This is a genomic window from Hoyosella sp. YIM 151337 (assembly GCF_026041215.1).
Taxonomy (GTDB): Bacteria; Actinomycetota; Actinomycetes; order Mycobacteriales; family Mycobacteriaceae; genus Hoyosella.
The window spans coordinates 84,310-98,723 of record NZ_JAPEIQ010000030.1 but is presented as its reverse complement, the minus strand read 5'-3'; the positions used below and the strand labels follow the sequence as shown (position 1 = coordinate 98,723).

At 61.6% G+C, this 14,414-nt stretch carries 15 protein-coding genes; 8 read left to right on the top strand and 7 right to left on the bottom strand.

What is annotated here, in order from left to right; genetic code table 11:
- The first annotated feature begins 75 nt into the window (after window positions 1–75).
- Window positions 76–654, top strand: a complete 579-nt coding sequence (locus ONR57_RS15445; RefSeq protein ID WP_265124413.1) for a TetR/AcrR family transcriptional regulator — start codon at window positions 76–78, stop codon at window positions 652–654.
- Window positions 655–678: 24 nt separating this feature from the next.
- On the opposite strand, the gene ONR57_RS15440 is transcribed toward ONR57_RS15445, so the two are convergent.
- A complete protein-coding gene (locus ONR57_RS15440; RefSeq protein ID WP_265124412.1) occupies window positions 679–1,593 on the bottom strand; it encodes a DAPG hydrolase family protein in 915 nt (304 codons plus the stop codon).
- 93 nt (window positions 1,594–1,686) lie between these two features.
- Here ONR57_RS15440 and ONR57_RS15435 point away from each other — a divergent pair, with 93 nt between their 5' ends.
- From ONR57_RS15435 to ONR57_RS15405, 7 genes are all read left to right on the top strand, one after another.
- Window positions 1,687–2,466 carry a 2-oxo acid dehydrogenase subunit E2 gene (locus ONR57_RS15435; protein WP_265124411.1) on the top strand — a complete coding sequence of 260 codons (780 nt, stop codon included), beginning with the start codon at window positions 1,687–1,689 and terminating at the stop codon, window positions 2,464–2,466.
- 177 nt (window positions 2,467–2,643) lie between these two features.
- A complete protein-coding gene (locus tag ONR57_RS15430) occupies window positions 2,644–2,976 on the top strand; it encodes a DUF6403 family protein (RefSeq protein WP_265124410.1) in 333 nt (110 codons plus the stop codon).
- Complete coding sequence (locus ONR57_RS15425; protein WP_265124409.1) at window positions 2,969–4,303, top strand: hypothetical protein; 1,335 nt, start codon at window positions 2,969–2,971, stop codon at window positions 4,301–4,303. Before ONR57_RS15430 ends, ONR57_RS15425 begins: the two co-directional genes overlap by 8 nt.
- A complete protein-coding gene (locus ONR57_RS15420) occupies window positions 4,300–5,184 on the top strand; it encodes an adhesion protein FadA (RefSeq protein ID WP_265124408.1) in 885 nt (294 codons plus the stop codon). The genes ONR57_RS15425 and ONR57_RS15420 overlap by 4 nt, the downstream gene beginning before the upstream one ends.
- Before the next feature lie 261 nt (window positions 5,185–5,445).
- On the top strand, window positions 5,446–6,846 hold the full coding sequence (locus ONR57_RS15415; RefSeq protein ID WP_265124407.1) for an MFS transporter: 1,401 nt from the start codon (window positions 5,446–5,448) through the stop codon (window positions 6,844–6,846).
- On the top strand, window positions 6,843–7,268 hold the full coding sequence (locus tag ONR57_RS15410) for a RidA family protein (protein WP_265124406.1): 426 nt from the start codon (window positions 6,843–6,845) through the stop codon (window positions 7,266–7,268). The genes ONR57_RS15415 and ONR57_RS15410 overlap by 4 nt, the downstream gene beginning before the upstream one ends.
- A 98-nt stretch (window positions 7,269–7,366) precedes the next feature.
- Entirely contained in the window at window positions 7,367–8,374 is a 1,008-nt protein-coding gene (locus tag ONR57_RS15405) for an aminotransferase class V-fold PLP-dependent enzyme (RefSeq protein ID WP_265124405.1), read from the top strand.
- Between the two features lie 58 nt (window positions 8,375–8,432).
- On the opposite strand, the gene ONR57_RS15400 is transcribed toward ONR57_RS15405, so the two are convergent.
- Genes ONR57_RS15400 through ONR57_RS15375 form a run of 6 tightly spaced genes read right to left on the bottom strand, consistent with a single transcriptional unit; the run spans window position 8,433 to window position 14,370 of the window.
- Window positions 8,433–9,452 (bottom strand): zinc-binding dehydrogenase, encoded by a 1,020-nt coding sequence (locus ONR57_RS15400; RefSeq protein ID WP_265124404.1) that lies wholly within the window; start codon window positions 9,450–9,452, stop codon window positions 8,433–8,435.
- 13 nt (window positions 9,453–9,465) lie between these two features.
- A complete protein-coding gene (locus ONR57_RS15395; RefSeq protein WP_265124403.1) occupies window positions 9,466–10,275 on the bottom strand; it encodes an acetoacetate decarboxylase family protein in 810 nt (269 codons plus the stop codon).
- Window positions 10,272–11,291 carry an alpha-ketoacid dehydrogenase subunit beta gene (locus ONR57_RS15390; protein WP_265124402.1) on the bottom strand — a complete coding sequence of 340 codons (1,020 nt, stop codon included), beginning with the start codon at window positions 11,289–11,291 and terminating at the stop codon, window positions 10,272–10,274. The genes ONR57_RS15395 and ONR57_RS15390 overlap by 4 nt, the downstream gene beginning before the upstream one ends.
- Window positions 11,278–12,231 (bottom strand): thiamine pyrophosphate-dependent dehydrogenase E1 component subunit alpha, encoded by a 954-nt coding sequence (locus ONR57_RS15385; RefSeq protein WP_265124401.1) that lies wholly within the window; start codon window positions 12,229–12,231, stop codon window positions 11,278–11,280. Before ONR57_RS15385 ends, ONR57_RS15390 begins: the two co-directional genes overlap by 14 nt.
- A gap of 40 nt (window positions 12,232–12,271) precedes the next feature.
- Window positions 12,272–13,087: an IclR family transcriptional regulator gene (locus tag ONR57_RS15380; RefSeq protein ID WP_265124400.1), complete on the bottom strand. Its 816-nt coding sequence runs from the start codon at window positions 13,085–13,087 to the stop codon at window positions 12,272–12,274.
- A complete protein-coding gene (locus tag ONR57_RS15375; RefSeq protein ID WP_265124399.1) occupies window positions 13,084–14,370 on the bottom strand; it encodes a M20 family metallopeptidase in 1,287 nt (428 codons plus the stop codon). Before ONR57_RS15375 ends, ONR57_RS15380 begins: the two co-directional genes overlap by 4 nt.
- Between the last annotated feature and the right edge of the window lie 44 nt (window positions 14,371–14,414).

Below are 14,414 nucleotides of genomic sequence, written 5' to 3'. Positions count from 1 at the left end.
ACGCAAGAGAACTCCTTTCGCAGTAGTGCAACGCTACGCGTAGCGTATCGATACGTTTAGTGTAGCGTTGTTCGTATGGATGCGCACCCAAAGCGGCCCACGGGCACCGACGCGAAGATTGCTGCCGCAGCGCTGAACCTGCTGCGTGAGGCTGGACCCGGCGCGGTGACGATTGAGCGGGTGACCCAGAAATCCGGAGTAGCCAAAACAACGATCTACCGCCGGTACCGCGATCGGTCGGAGCTACTGCGTGACGCTCTGACGTCGCTGACCGCAGAGGGGCCGCCTCGTTCAGGTCTGTCGAAGACCGATCGGCTCGCGGGGGTGGTGACACAGTCGGTCGATGTGATTGACTCCGGCATCGGTCTCGGAGGAGTGGCGGCGCTGCTGACAGAAGAAGATCCAGATTTCGCGGCGTTGTTTCGCGAACTCCTCACTGCCGCACGTGCGCCCATAGCAGCCGAAATCGAAGCGCTGGCAGCCGAAACCGGCAGCGACGCTGACCCAGACACAGTAATCGACATGATCGTCGGCAGCTATGTTGCGGAACGAGCACGAACGGGAACGGTCGAAACCTCATGGACCGCGCGGATCACCACTGCGGTCGCGGTAGTGCTCGGGATACAGGGTGCCGCGCCGACCACCGCACCGTGAGTGCCAAAGCCATTGAGGACGCTGTCAAGGGGTGCCACGGAACTCGGCATACAAGTCCGGCAGAAAACCGGCGAGATGGTTCATCTCGGTCGCGCAATGCTCCAGCAAGGCTCGCCCGAACTGGTCACGCGTCCGGTAGCGCCCAATTGCCGACACCGACGGCCGCAGCATCACCCGTCCCACCGGACTTGTCAGGACACGCGCGGCCAGGGGCTTAGAAAGAGACTGGGCGGGGACGGGGAGTACCTCGGCATGGCCGAGGAAGAAGCGCGACCGCATCTCGCTGCCATGATCGGTGGGCCGGACCTGGTGGACGAGCCATCCGCCCGCGACCGGCAGGTCGCTGGTCCCTACACGCGCACAAATGTGCGTGACGCCAGGTCGCTCGGCAAAGCCAGCCTTGGAAGGGTCAACGAACCGAATAGCCAGGCGTGTGAGCGCCTTCCCCACGTATTCGTCAACGTACGAGACGTTGTTGATGTAGCGCTGTCGGTCGCTGAGCGTGCGGTCGCCGCTGCGGTCCTCCCCTATGGTGGCGAACAGGTGCGCGCGAGGGTGCCAAAGCTTGTACCGAGCACTGTCCGTGGAGTGCCAGCCAAACCACCAGTCCCACATGTCGGCGGTCACGTCAGGCATGTTGGTCAGGCAGCTGACCACGAGCGTGCCGCGTTCCGTACGAGTCCAGCCCGTCTCCATGCGGTGGTAACCCGGTGCAGCGAGCCGGGCCACCGCGTCGTCAATCTCGTAGCCGCAGTCTGCGGGCGAAGGACCGCTGGTCAGCGCGTCACGCACATGTTCCTGAATCGGGCGGGGTTCGGAGTGAAAATAATGGGCGAACGGTCGGCTCGAGTCTTCCCGCGTGAAGCCGAGTTGCCGTCGCTGCGCCGTGTAAGAGCTGGGCAGTGCAAGTCGGTCAGCTGGGGTGATCCGGTAGTCCATGGGCCCTCCTCGCAACGAGAATGAGGCAGAGTGGGCCTCTGGATGTGACTTTATCCCCTGCTCGGCACCCCGCTGAGTCTGTTGGACTGAGATATGGGCACCACGCGTCAGGTCGAGTTTCGGCGGTTCCCGCCTGCGCGGCGGTTTGTGACGGGTGCGATTCGTGCTGGGCGCCGGATGGCGCTCATGCACGGCCTGGTGGATGTTGATGTGACAGCTGCGCGTCGCCTGCTGCATGACTGGGATCCGCCGCTGTCGCTGACCGCGTTCGTCGGCGCGTGCGTTGCTCACGCGGCCGCCGACTTCCCCGAAGTGCACGCATACCGTGACTGGCGCGGCCGTCTTGTCCTCAACCGCGACGTGGATCTCGCTGTGTTGGTCGAACGGAAGACGCCGGAGGGTCCGGTGCCCGTCGGCCATGTTCTGCGAAATGCCAACCACCGCACCGTCGCTGATTTGAGCGCCGAACTCCGATCGGTGCAGAACGCGCCGGAGAGCAGCATCAGCGAGCGCCGATTCGAGCGGCTGGCTGTGCTCGCCCGAATTCCGGGGATGGCGTCCCTGTTTTTCCGCGCGTCTCGCAGGTCAGTGCGATTGCATCAGATGACGGGGACGGTCGCCGTCAGCTCAATCGGAGCATTCGGTGCCGGCAGCGGGTTCGGAATCGGGGTGCCGACGATGCTGACCCTGACTGTCACAGTGGGGGGAATGAGTGAACAGGCACGTGTGGTCGAAGGCCAGATCCGGGTCAGGGATATCCTCGATCTGACGATCAGCATCGATCACAACATCGTGGACGGTGCTCCCGCCGCCCGGTTCGGCGCGGCGCTGCGCGCGCTGCTGGAAAGCGCCGAAATTCTCAACCGGTCGTAGGTCACTCGACCCACACCCTCATTACGCAACTGCGGCGGGAATAGGCTTCGGCATACGCCCCGGCCACGATGCGCCTGACGTGGGCGAGTGTCCGGTTCGTTGCGAAGAGATTCGCGCGCGCCCAGCCAATGGACGGACCGCTGCGCGGTTGATCGCAGCGGGGCACTGCCTGGCACAATGCCCGAAGAGCATTGGGAGGTTGCGGTGGAATGGATCCTGGCGGCGGTGGGTACCGCTGTCATCGTGGCTGCGGGTTTCGGGGCCGCCTACGCTCCGCGGATGCGCGAGCATGCATTGCGTAGGCGCACTGCCTGGTCGGCCGCGCGCTCGGCGGTGGATAGCGCGGCGGTCAGCCGGGACGCCGCCCGTCGCTCAATTGCCGAGGCCGAGGAGTTGTTCCACCGGGCTGAGCTACTGGTTGCCGCTCAGGGGGGCGTCGAGGCCGCATTAGAAGCAAAAGAGTGTGCTGCGCGCGCCGACCGACTGTGGCAGGCAGCCGCTGATGCGTGAGCGGCTGATGTGGGTGCGGTGGGTGTTCCTCGCTATCGCTGTTGCCGTGCTCGTCGTCTTTCTCGTCGCGCAGCGTCAAAGTCAGGGAGTGGACGTCAGCTACGGGCAGTCACCGTCGGATGGGGACAGGGTCATGGAAGGCGACGCGAATGAAGTGACGGATCACGAGATCCCGTCGACCGCTGATATTCAGCAACGTGTTGATAGGGATCGCATTGTGATCTTGCCGGGCTCTGTCGCGCATTGGGACGAACGGCGCGTCTCTGAGGCACTCGGTGACAGTGACCTTCGTATCCTCGTGGCGCCCCCGGGGCTGAGCGAGGACCAGAAGAACCAGATTGACGACGTTGAAGGCGTCCATATCCAGATAGTCGGCACCAGCGTGACCGGCGGCATTCTCGTGGCGGTCAACAACACCATCGCCGGGTGGCGTGCGGAGTACGCAACGGGCGACGTCACCAACCTGCTAGTGACGCTCATCGCGAGGGAGCTAGACGCTGAAGACCCGCAGGATATCGACTTGCTCGATCGACGCGCGATTACCGAATCCGAACTCGCTGCGATCGTCGAGGACCTGAGCGCGGGGCGTCCGCACATCGCCGCCGGCGCGACACTGGAAACAGTGCCCGAAAACGCTAACTGGGCATTCCCCGACGCGCAGCTGCTGGTGGCGGCCTTCCCGCGCCAGGAGTTCGGCGAGTCGATGCCGGACTACGGCGCCGCGCTACATGAGCGTTTCCCAGGTCAGCCAATCGTAGTGATGTACGGCGCCTGGATCGAATACCACGGCCCAGCTGCGGAAGAGTTCGCTGAGATCGCCGCCGCGAGCTACTACGCGCAATTCGGTGGCCGACTGAGTCGCTGGGACTACCCGCAGCAGAATGTGCTCCACGCCTACCTCAACCGGGTCACGGATATCCGCTACTCGGGCATCTTCGACCGCGCGCTCCCGTATCAGCCGTTTGATCCGCTGCGGGTGGCACTGCCCGCTTTGCCGTGGCTTTTCGGGGGCAGCGTGCTGGTCTTCCTCGCGATGTCGCTCCGGCCAATCCTCGGTTCGGGTGCACCGCCGCCACGAACCGCGCCCGCGCGTCTTGCCTTCCTCAACACGCTCGCCGTTGAGATTTCAGGCCTGTCACACGATCCGTCACTCGTCCGGGGCATCAAGAAGCTGCAAGCCGCGTCCTCGGCGATCGATGATGATCTCCCGCGCCCGCACGTCACGCGTCTGATCGGGCAGGCGGAAAACGACCTCGACGAGACCGCACGCAAACTCGGGCGGGAAGACCTGCGCCCCAGGAACTATGTTGCCGGGAGTGACCTATGAGCGCATCACGGGTCATAAAGTTCTTCCGCACGCCGTTCGGCCTCGCTGTTGCGGCGCTAATGGTGCTCGCGGGGTGGTCCTTGTGGACAGCCGGGGCCGCCGACAACGACCTGCAGCGCGCGGCGCGGTCTGGCTCAATCTATGCCGCCGCTGGTGTGGAGCTGAACACTGAGGCCGCCGCTGAGGTCATCGGCAACCGCAGGCTTTTCGTCGCATTCCTTGAGCCGGACGCAGACCTTGCCCGTGCGTGTCGTCAGGTGAGCAGACCGGCGGAGGGCACTCTCGCGCTGCTGTTGAGCAGCAAGGAGGGAAGCGACAGCTATAACTCTTACGGCTGCTCGCTTCTGCCAGGTGAAGGTACTGACGCGTTCGGCCGCGCATTCGTCGCTGAGTCCATGATCCGTCGGGGTATCAACGTGTTCGCCGACCGCCCGCTCGACGCGCTCAAAGTCACCGTAGTGAACTACGACATGCTCGTGAAGGCGGGTACGGTGCCAGACCACGCGCGCACCATCAGCCCGTCGTTGCCGCGTTACCTGATCGCGCTCGCAGCCGTCGCTGCCGTCCTCGCCGGCTCCGCACTCGCGTACCTGGGTGCGCGCCGCGCCGGGAAGCTCGCGGGGCAGCGTGCCCAGAGCCGCGCCGCGGCCGGTGACGCACAGTCGTCGTTGAACGCCAGAGCGGCGGTCCTCGCCAAACACATCATCGAACTGGATCGCCGCTACGAGGGCGCCGCCCACCGGGGCTTTGGCGCCGAGTACCGCGCAATCGTGTCCGAGTACACCGACCTCGTGGAGGAGCTGGCCGAGGAGTCCAGGCCGGCCGACGAGCTCGCAACGTGGGTAGACGACTTGATAGAGCGGTGCCGGAAGGTGAATTAAGGCCGGTGAGCTGGAGCGCTTAGGATCGGCCCTATTCGCCCGCGTCGTCAGCGGGGTCAGTAAGTGAACAACGAAGCGCCCGACAAAATTTCAAATAGGCGAACATTTCGCGTAGTGCGCTTGCGCCAGTGTGTCTCCTGGATCAATGTGAAGCCACCGATTTTGGTGGCCCGCTTCATAAACGACGCGTGAGTGCGTTTCGAAGGACACCCGAGGTCACGAATGGTGTCACGATCATGTCGATCCACGCTTGGAGCAGAAATGACGACTACCAACGTACGGGAAACAGTTCCACCCGCCGATGCAGATTCACTCACACCGAGTGCGCGACGGGGAATTGTTGCAGCCTGTATAGGAAATTTCCTCGAGTGGTACGAATTTGTCCTTTACGGATATTTTGCAGCGGTATTCGCTGTCCTGTTCTTTCCTAATGATGACCCTGCTGTCGCGATGATGATGACCTTCTTGGTCTTTGGCATAAGTTTCTTTGTAAGACCCTTAGGTGGCGTTGTTTTCGGCTACATAGGCGACAGATACGGCCGGAAAGTCACACTCTCCGCTATCATTCTAATGATTTCGCTCGCCACGGCCGCGATGGCACTGGTTCCTCCGTACGCGTCGATTGGGGTTCTGGCACCGATCTGCATTCTCCTGCTTAGGTGCCTTCAAGGGCTGTCCGCCGGAGGGGAGTGGATGGGTGCCGCAGCTTATGTGGTTGAATCGGCACCCGCGGGTCGTAGAGCATTCTTTGGCAGTTGGCAGACAATCACGATCGTGCTGGGAATGGCGGTCGCAGCTTCGACATCGTTCGCCTTGTCCGCATTGCTATCACCTGAGGCATTGTTGTCGTGGGGCTGGCGCATACCGTTTCTTGCCGCTCTGCCGCTAGGGCTGATCGGCTTGTATATCCGGCTCAAGCTGGAAGAAAGCCCCGAGTTTTCGGAGGCTCGTGCGGAGGCCGCAGGCCCAGAGAAGTCACCATTGATGCAGGCGATCAAACAACATTGGCGCTCAATTCTTTTAGTAACCGCCCTGGTGTGTGCGCCCACGATGTGTACTTATGTTCTGCTTATCTACTTGCCAACGCTTTTGACGGAAACCTTGGGTGTCGAGACCGCCGCCGCACGTGGTGCGATTCTCGTCTCGATGCTGATCCTCGTGGCGCTCGTGGTTGTGTTCGCGCGGTTGTGTGACAGGTTTGGCCGTCGTCCGTTTATCCTCGCCGGCGCAATGTGGGTGCTCGTCGCCGCGGTGCCCGGTTTCATTTTGATTCATCAGGGCTCCTTGTTCGCCATCATCGCCGGTGTAGTGCTCATCCTTATTGGTGACGCGATGATGTTGGCGCCGCAACCAGCATTGTTCTGCGAGTTGTTCCCAACCACAAAGCGGTATAGCGGACTAGCGATCGGATACAACCTGGGAGTGATGATTTTCGGCGGGGCTGGACCGTTCGTGGCAGCCACGCTGGTGAGCTTGAGTGGCTCGACATTCGCGCCATCCTGGTACCTCATGGTTGGAGCCGCCATAAGTTTGGCTGGTGCTTGGGTTGTGCACGAGACGCTCGGCGTTTCATTGCGCACTGGGCGTCGCCAGACGAGCTCATTGCTTCATGCACAAGAGCCGTTAGCTAATCCCCAATCAGTTGGAGAATCAGTACGGTGAGCGGCGCGAATGATGGATTCTGCCGATATGCCACACCCCAATCCGTCGCCGCTCCAATCGGGCGGTTCAGTCACCTCGCCATAACCGGTCCTGACGCAAGCCTGGTTTTCGTGTCGGGCCAGATCGGTATGCGGCCCGGTGGCGCGATAGCGGGAGGCATGTTCGACCAGACCATCCAGACCTTTGCCAACATCGAGACGCTGCTAGCTGAGATCGGAGCGTCACCCAGGCAGATCGTCAAAATGACCACGTATCTCGTGGGGCCAGACGAGTTTGCGCAGTTCGCCGCGGCGCGCGCCGAGGTGTATCAGCGGTGGTTCCCGGACGGATTGTATCCGGCACATACAGCCGCGACTGTGGCCGCGCTGGCTGCTCCGGACCTCATGGTTGAGATTGACGCAATTGTGGCGGTGAGTAAGTGAGGCCAGAAGATTTTCGGCTGAAGTTTCCAGCACTGCAGCGATTTACGTGGCTCGACACTCCCGGGGCGCCACCCGGCTCCCAGGACGTCACGCGTTCAATGGAGACGCTAGCTCACGGTTGGCTACACGGCGACTTCTGCTGGACAGACTGGGACGCCGCGGCTGACAAGGCGCGAATTGATTTCGCCAACTACATCGGGGTGCACCGATCGATGGTTGCAACAGTTAGCTCGCTCAGTGAGGCTGCGGCAACGGTGGCCGGCTCGGTGCCAGCAGGGGTGGTTGTGTTGGCTGAGGACGAGTTTCGGAGCAATCTGCTGCCGTGGTGGGGTACGGGCCGGTCAAGCGTGCGTGTGGCTAGGCGTCGCGAAGGTGTCTCGAGAACACAAAGCCTGATTGAGGCCATCGACAGTGATGTGGTTTTAGTCGCAGTCAGCGAGGTGCTGTCTAACGACGGTGAACGAGTGGATCTCGCGAAGGTGCGGCAAGCGTGCGCTGACAAGAATGCACGTCTGTTCGTTAATCTCACTCAGTCGCTCGGCGTGCTCAATACGGATTTAGCTGAGCTAGATGCTGACTACGTAGCGGTGCACGGCTACAAGTGGATGTTGTGTCCTCGCGGTGCTGCGTGGCTGGTAGTGCGTGAGGACCGGATGGATGAGATGACTCCGCTCGTACCGAGCTGGAAAACGACGGGCCCCCCTGTCGGGTACTTCGGCGGGCCATACCGGCAAGCTGATGACATGTCGCGGTGCGACGCTGCGCCAGCCTGGTTCTCGTGGATCGGTGCCCGGTCAGCTCTGAAACTGCTGGCCTCACTTGGGAGAGGCCAGGTAGAGCAGCATTGTCTGCGGTTGGCCGCGGCGTTTGCTGAACGCGCAGATGTATTGGGATTTCGTGACGCCTCCCTAGGGGCGCCGTCCCATATCGTTTCCGTCGAACTGGGTAACCTCGATCCAATCGCCGTCAACTATGCACTAATGCAGAGGAAGATCAAGGCCACGGTGCACAATGGTCGTCTTCGCGTTGGCTTCCACTACTTCAATAGCCCGGACGACGTTGCCTGTGTTACTGACCTTTTGACGGATTTGCGCTCACAGTATTAGGTGCCAGACGCCGCCTCGTACTGGACTAAAACGAGGCGGCGAGCAGGCGGCTGACATCCTATCTAGCGAGCTGGCCATCGCCAATAGTGAACACCGTCTTCCCGAATCCACTCCCAACAGCCATGTCGCGGAATGCATCTGGTGCTTTTTCGAGGGGGCAAACCGCATGAACAATTGGGGCAATGCGGTGGCGTGTGACGAACTCGATCATCTTCTCGAACTCCGGAGCACTGCCCATTGATGTGCCCTGTATGGAAATCTGACGGAAAAACAGATCACGGAGTGACAGGTCTACGTCCGGTGTGCTTGTCGCACCGAAACTCACGACTCTTCCGCCTGGGCGGACACTACTGACAGCGGCAGCGAAGGTATCGGCGCCGACGCTGTCGAGCACAACGTCTGCAGGTGCGTGCAGTTCGGTATGAAAGTCGTTCGTTCCCGCGACAACATGTGCAGCGCCGATCGCCTTCGCTTGAGCTGCCTTGCTTGTATGCCGCGTTATGACCGTCACTTCTGCGCCGACAGCGGCGGCCATTGCCAACGCGATAACCCCTGCTCCGCCGGTCGCTCCGGTGATGACTACGTGGTCTCCGGATTTAACGTGTCCCTGTGTAAATAGCGCTCGGTATGCGGTGAGCGCGGCGAGTGGCAGCGCGGCGGCCTCCGCCAGCGATAGGTGCTGGGGGATTGCGTGGACATTGCGGGCTGGTACGCACACATACTCGGCGAACGTTCCTTGTATTGGCCCACCGAGGATGGTGGGTACTTCGGGTACATCTTCGGTGTTGTCCCACCCCAGACAAGGGTTGATCAGCACCGTGTGGCCCACCACGTCCGGATCAGCGTCAGCGCCTGTCGTGCAGACTGTCCCGACGGCGTCCGCACCGACGATGCGGGGTTGGTCGTCGTCATGGCTGTTGATGACGAAGAGTTCGTGGCGGTTCAGGCCAGCCGCGAGTACTTTGATGAGCACTTCATCAGCTGCCGGTTTAGGTGTTGGGACATTAAGTATCCGGAGTCCGTCTGGCCCTGGAGTGCCTGCGTGGACCAAGGCGCGCATAGTTTGCTCAGGTGGCATGGGGTCTCCTCGATCACCAACTGGGTGTGCCGAAAGTGGGGAAATGTGTGATTTCGTCAAGATATGTGCCGTAGGCGATGTCCAGGCGACCGTGCCCGTAGCGAGCTTTGATGGAAGACTGCGGCGCCAGAAGGTACAATGGGTCGGAAGGCGTTCTAGCCCAATGTAATTGCGCTTCTCCGCAGCTCACCGGAGCTTGCGTTGAGAATTGCCATGGGATACGAACGAGTCGGCTAATGTCGAAGCCGTTTCCCTCCGCGCTGGGGATCGCCTTGATTGTGTAGTGCTGTTCGAACCAGTATGGGGCGACGCTTTCATCCACGGGCCCCGCCGCAGCGAAATGCGCGGTGCCCTCGAGAAGTAGCGTGCTGTCGGAGGTAGTGATCGCGAACTCGACTCGGTTGCTTCGCTCATCCACCCGCACGTGCTGCGCCTGCTTTTTCGGCAAACCAAAGAGTTCTCGGCCGAGAATGCCATGGTTGAGGCCCTCGACGAAGGTTTCAAGCGCGTAGGCGCCTAGCTCACCCGCCTTGGCGCACTGGATAGACACACCACCTTGCATGTAATTAGGCCGCCGCTCGATGGCGCCGCTTTCTCCTCGGAACTCGGCCTCTATGAACTCGGCCAGCCACAGCCCGGCTTCGGGCCGCGGGGGCACGTCAAGGCAGGAAGGGAGAATCTCGCGCGCGAGGTCCGCGTCGATGTCGTATGTGAGGTTGAGCCATCTGACGGTGACGGATTCCGTGCCAGCGGTAAACAGTGGCGCGAATACGGGCATCGCCGTAGCTGAGTCGCGTCTAGTCTGCGGCTCGGTGGCTGTCATACGAAGACCGGCCTCTCCGTCTTGATGGCGGACCGCAGAGTCTGGACTATGTGACCGGTGCTCGGCACGAGATGTGCGACCAGGCTCGGCGCGGCGGGTATGCGCGCGTCGGGGGTGCCGATGCGGAGTGGAGGCTGATGCAAATGGACCCCAGCACAGACGACTGCGGCAACGACCTCGGCACCCAATCCGCCGAAGGTGTGAGCCTCATGGACGACAGCGAGCCGCCCGGTGCGGCTGACCGACTCGATGATTGCTGTGGTGTCAAGGGGACGCAGCCAGCGTGCATCGATGATTTCAAGCTCGATGCCGTGGTTGCTGAGTTCGGTGGCTGCTTCGAACACCTTGTGCTGCAGTGCACCCCAGGTCACGACCGTCATCGTGGTCCCAGGCCGCCGGGTAACCGCGCGCCCGATCGGTTGCGCGGGCCTGTTGAGGACGACCTCGGTTTTTGGGCCGTGGTACAGCGTGCGGTTCTCAATCACGATGGCGGGATCCGGCGAGGATGCGGAGCTGATCAGCAGGTCGTAGGCATCTTGAGCGGTAGCGGGCATACAGACCTGTAACCCGGGGACGTGCGCGAAGAAGGCTTCAAGGCTCTGCGAGTGTTGTGCACAGGCGCCAGGCGCGCTGCCTTGCTGAGTTCGCACTGTCATGGGGGCCTGAAGTCGGCCCTTGGAAACGTACCGGACGTTTGCTGCCTGATTAACGAGTTGGTCGAGCGCGACGAGCGTGAAATCTGCCCACATGATTTCGACGATCGGGCGGAGCCCGAACATCGCTGCTCCGACTGCGCCGCCAAGTATCGCCGATTCGGATATCGGGGTATCAAACACCCTTTCTCCAAACGTGCGTTGCAGTCCTTTGGTTACTCCGAAAACCCCGCCGGGGGCAGCTACGTCTTCTCCAAACACAAGCGTGCGCTCATCCGTCTCGAGGAGTCGCTTCAGCGCTTCGTTAACCGCGCCAGCGTAGGTGAGGTTCTTCGTCGCTTCGGGACGATCAGAGTTCGGCATAGAGATGCTCCAGAACATCGGTGGGATCGGCGAGGGGGTCTGCGAGAGCCTGGCTGGAAGCGGCGCTGATCTCTTCCTCCACCTTCGAGCGGATTTCGTCGAGTCGTGCTTGGCCAAGTAGGCCAGCGAGTCTGCGTTCCGAGCGGGCAATGGGATCGTCTAGTCTGGCCGCGTCAATTTCGCCATCGGGCCGGTAGTGCTGGGCGTCACCGATGTAATGACCCACGAGGCGTTGCGTCATAGCTTCGATGAGGACGGGGCCGCGGCCGGATCTGGCGTGGTGGGCGGCGCGTGCCACAGACTTGTGGACCTCGGCAGGATCGTTTCCGTCAATCCGTGTTCCCGTGAAGCCGTAAATTCCGGCGCGCTTATACAGCACGTCGTTCTTCACCATGTCCCTGATCGGCGTCATTTCTGAGTAGTGATTGTTCTCCACGAGAAAGATCACCGGCAGTCTTCTGATAACCGCGAAATTCATCGCCTCGTGCACCGCGCCCTGATTCAGTGCCCCATCTCCGAAGGACGCGAGGGCGACCCTGTTAGAGCCGTCGAAAGTCGCGGCGAGGGCGGCTCCTGCGGCAATAGGCGCGCCAGCACCGACGATCGAGTTCTCGCCGAACATGTTGTGGTCGGGCGTGGAGAAGTACGCGGACCCGCCGCGCCCCGCGTTACATCCTGTTTGTCGGCCTAGTAGTTCTGCGAGGACCGAATGGGGTGACGCGCCAAGGGCTAACGCCCAACCATGGCCTCGGTAAGTGGGAAACACCGCATCCCTCGAAAGGTCAAGTGCGGCAGCACCGCCGACATAAATCGCTTCTTGCCCTATGCACAGGTGAACGGATCCCACGACGTCACCATTCATTCGTAAACGGAGTATCTCTTCCTCCAGTGCTCTAATTCGAAGCATCTGTTCGAACGCACCGAGGTCATCGAAAACCATTGCTGTCCTTTGCTGGGTGGAGGCGTGGGCGTGCGAAAGCTCACGCAGTATCGGCTGTTCCCGGCGAGATGGGGAGCCGTGTGGCCTCGAGCCGGAGAAACGCGGTAGCTCTGTCCGCAGTGTCGCGGACTCGCGTGCTGAGAAAAGTCATGTCTGTACGAGCTCGGCTCGCGGGGGCCGCCACCGTAAAAGCTCCAGCAGGTGTACCGTCGGCGCCAAAGAATGCTGAGGAGATGCACATGACTCCGGCTTCGAACTCTTCATCATCAACGGCGTAACCCTGTTTCTTCACCCGCATGAGCTCGGACGCATACTCAGGCCAGGTGCAAATCGTGTTGGCCGTTAGCGTTTCGTAGTGGCCGCCTGGCAGCATCGCTTCGGCTTCAGAAGGAGGCAGATGCGCAAGGATCGCTTTGCACGAGGCACGTGCGTGCAGGTTGCCCGTGTAACCGATGTCCAGATTGCCGACGCTCAGCATCCGCGGCCCAGGGATCCACTCTTGAAGCGCGATAATGCCGTGACGCCATCCCGAGATGTACACCGTCTCGCGCGTCACGTGCTGCAGCCGCGCGAGCATCGCAGAGAGGACAGCAGGGTCCGGGCCGGTTCGCTGGACGACCGCTCTGCCTAAGCGTGCTCCCCGGCCACCCACCGCATACGTGCCGTGCGGCAGCCGGACGATGAATCCTTCGTGCTGCAGCGTCCTCAACAAGTGGTAGCAAGTACTCTTCTGCAACCCCAGTGCTCGGCTCAGTGTTTTCGCTGTTGCAGCGCCATCTGCAGCCGCGATCGCCTCCAGCATGGCTAGACCTCGCGACAAGGTCTGCAGCGTCGTCGTCACGTTGGGTTCGCTCATATCGTCCACCTTCGCGCCAAACCGATAAGAGTCCGGGTGAGAACCTTCGATGCGGTAAACAGGTCGCTGTCTGCCAGTGCTTCGTCTGGACTGTGCGCCATCGCCATTTCCCCGGGACCGAAAACTACGGTGGGTATCGATCGCTCCCCGTATTGGGCTGCATCTGAACCGGCGGTAAGTCCGATCAGCCGCGAAGTTCCCGCGACCGCGCTGATCGCTGTGTCGATTGACAAAACCAGGGGATCAGATGAGTCCGTTGCCCATCCGGTGATCGTGCGTTCCCACGTGATTTTCGACGGCCGTTCCCACCCGGCTGATTGATCGGCGCGGTGCACCAGCGCCTCGATCTCATCTCGCACAGCCGAAGGGTCCTCGCCGGGAGCGATACCCCAGCGGCCGGACATCGTCGCGTGGTCGGGTACTGCGGCGCGCCACGTGCCGGCGCGCACCGTTCCCATCGTGAACGGCACTGCTGACGGAACATGCTGGTAGAACGGGGTCCGGAACCTGCGGGCTCGCTCACCCGCCAACTCAGAAAGCGCATCGTGAATGCGCACTAAATGGACAAAAGCATCCTGCCCCCGCCACGGAGCGGAAGTGTGCGCCGAAAGCCCAGCCACTTCGATGGTGAGGAAGAGCAGTCCTGTGCTCACTGGGCTTGCAGCGCCGCCAGTTGGCTCCAGCACAATCGCGCGGCTGGGCTGGGGAATGATCTCGAAGCTCGCTTGCGTGCCGACGCCTGAAGTCTCCTCGCCGGCCACGAGTACGAGTGCGACATCGAACGGCAATTCGGCGCGTGACCTGCGGAGGGCTTCGAGCGCGAACACTGCGGCTGTTATGCCGCCTTTTGTGTCTACGGCTCCGCGACCGATCGTGTGACCTCCGCGGTGTGTGGCCGCAAATGGGGCAGTTGACCAGGCTGATAAATCACCGGGTGGTACGACATCGACATGGCCGTTGATCACAACGATCGGCTTGCCTGTTCGTGCGAGTGGCCACGCAATGATGTTTTGACGCTGGTCTAATCGGTCGACGTCACACAGGGTGCCTTCGGCTGCTGCGGTGGTCTCCTTCAAAGACTGAACATCGAACTCCCAATCAACTCGCCGCATCCAGTCGGTCAGGAACGGCTGTGCGCAGCCCTCCTCACCGCTGATAGTGGGACACCGAATGAAGTTGCGCAAGAAGGTCAGGGCATCGTCTTCCAATCGCGCTGAGGCAGCGTCCAGTTCCGTGAGCTCGGAGGCCTGGAGCACCTCCGGATCAGCGTGATTCTGGATCATCCCGAATCCTCCGTTCGTCCGTGTTCACTTATGCTGGCGGCAAT

Coding starts and splice junctions, on each gene's coding strand:
- ONR57_RS15445 (WP_265124413.1), top strand. CDS start 76: ATGGATGCGCACCCAAAGCGGCCCACGGGCACCGACGCGAAGATTGCT.
- ONR57_RS15440 (WP_265124412.1), bottom strand. CDS start 1,593: ATGGACTACCGGATCACCCCAGCTGACCGACTTGCACTGCCCAGCTCT.
- ONR57_RS15435 (WP_265124411.1), top strand. CDS start 1,687: ATGGGCACCACGCGTCAGGTCGAGTTTCGGCGGTTCCCGCCTGCGCGG.
- ONR57_RS15430 (WP_265124410.1), top strand. CDS start 2,644: ATGCCCGAAGAGCATTGGGAGGTTGCGGTGGAATGGATCCTGGCGGCG.
- ONR57_RS15425 (WP_265124409.1), top strand. CDS start 2,969: ATGCGTGAGCGGCTGATGTGGGTGCGGTGGGTGTTCCTCGCTATCGCT.
- ONR57_RS15420 (WP_265124408.1), top strand. CDS start 4,300: ATGAGCGCATCACGGGTCATAAAGTTCTTCCGCACGCCGTTCGGCCTC.
- ONR57_RS15415 (WP_265124407.1), top strand. CDS start 5,446: ATGACGACTACCAACGTACGGGAAACAGTTCCACCCGCCGATGCAGAT.
- ONR57_RS15405 (WP_265124405.1), top strand. CDS start 7,367: ATGGAGACGCTAGCTCACGGTTGGCTACACGGCGACTTCTGCTGGACA.
- ONR57_RS15400 (WP_265124404.1), bottom strand. CDS start 9,452: ATGCCACCTGAGCAAACTATGCGCGCCTTGGTCCACGCAGGCACTCCA.
- ONR57_RS15395 (WP_265124403.1), bottom strand. CDS start 10,275: ATGACAGCCACCGAGCCGCAGACTAGACGCGACTCAGCTACGGCGATG.
- ONR57_RS15390 (WP_265124402.1), bottom strand. CDS start 11,291: ATGCCGAACTCTGATCGTCCCGAAGCGACGAAGAACCTCACCTACGCT.
- ONR57_RS15385 (WP_265124401.1), bottom strand. CDS start 12,231: ATGGTTTTCGATGACCTCGGTGCGTTCGAACAGATGCTTCGAATTAGA.
- ONR57_RS15380 (WP_265124400.1), bottom strand. CDS start 13,087: ATGAGCGAACCCAACGTGACGACGACGCTGCAGACCTTGTCGCGAGGT.
- ONR57_RS15375 (WP_265124399.1), bottom strand. CDS start 14,370: ATGATCCAGAATCACGCTGATCCGGAGGTGCTCCAGGCCTCCGAGCTC.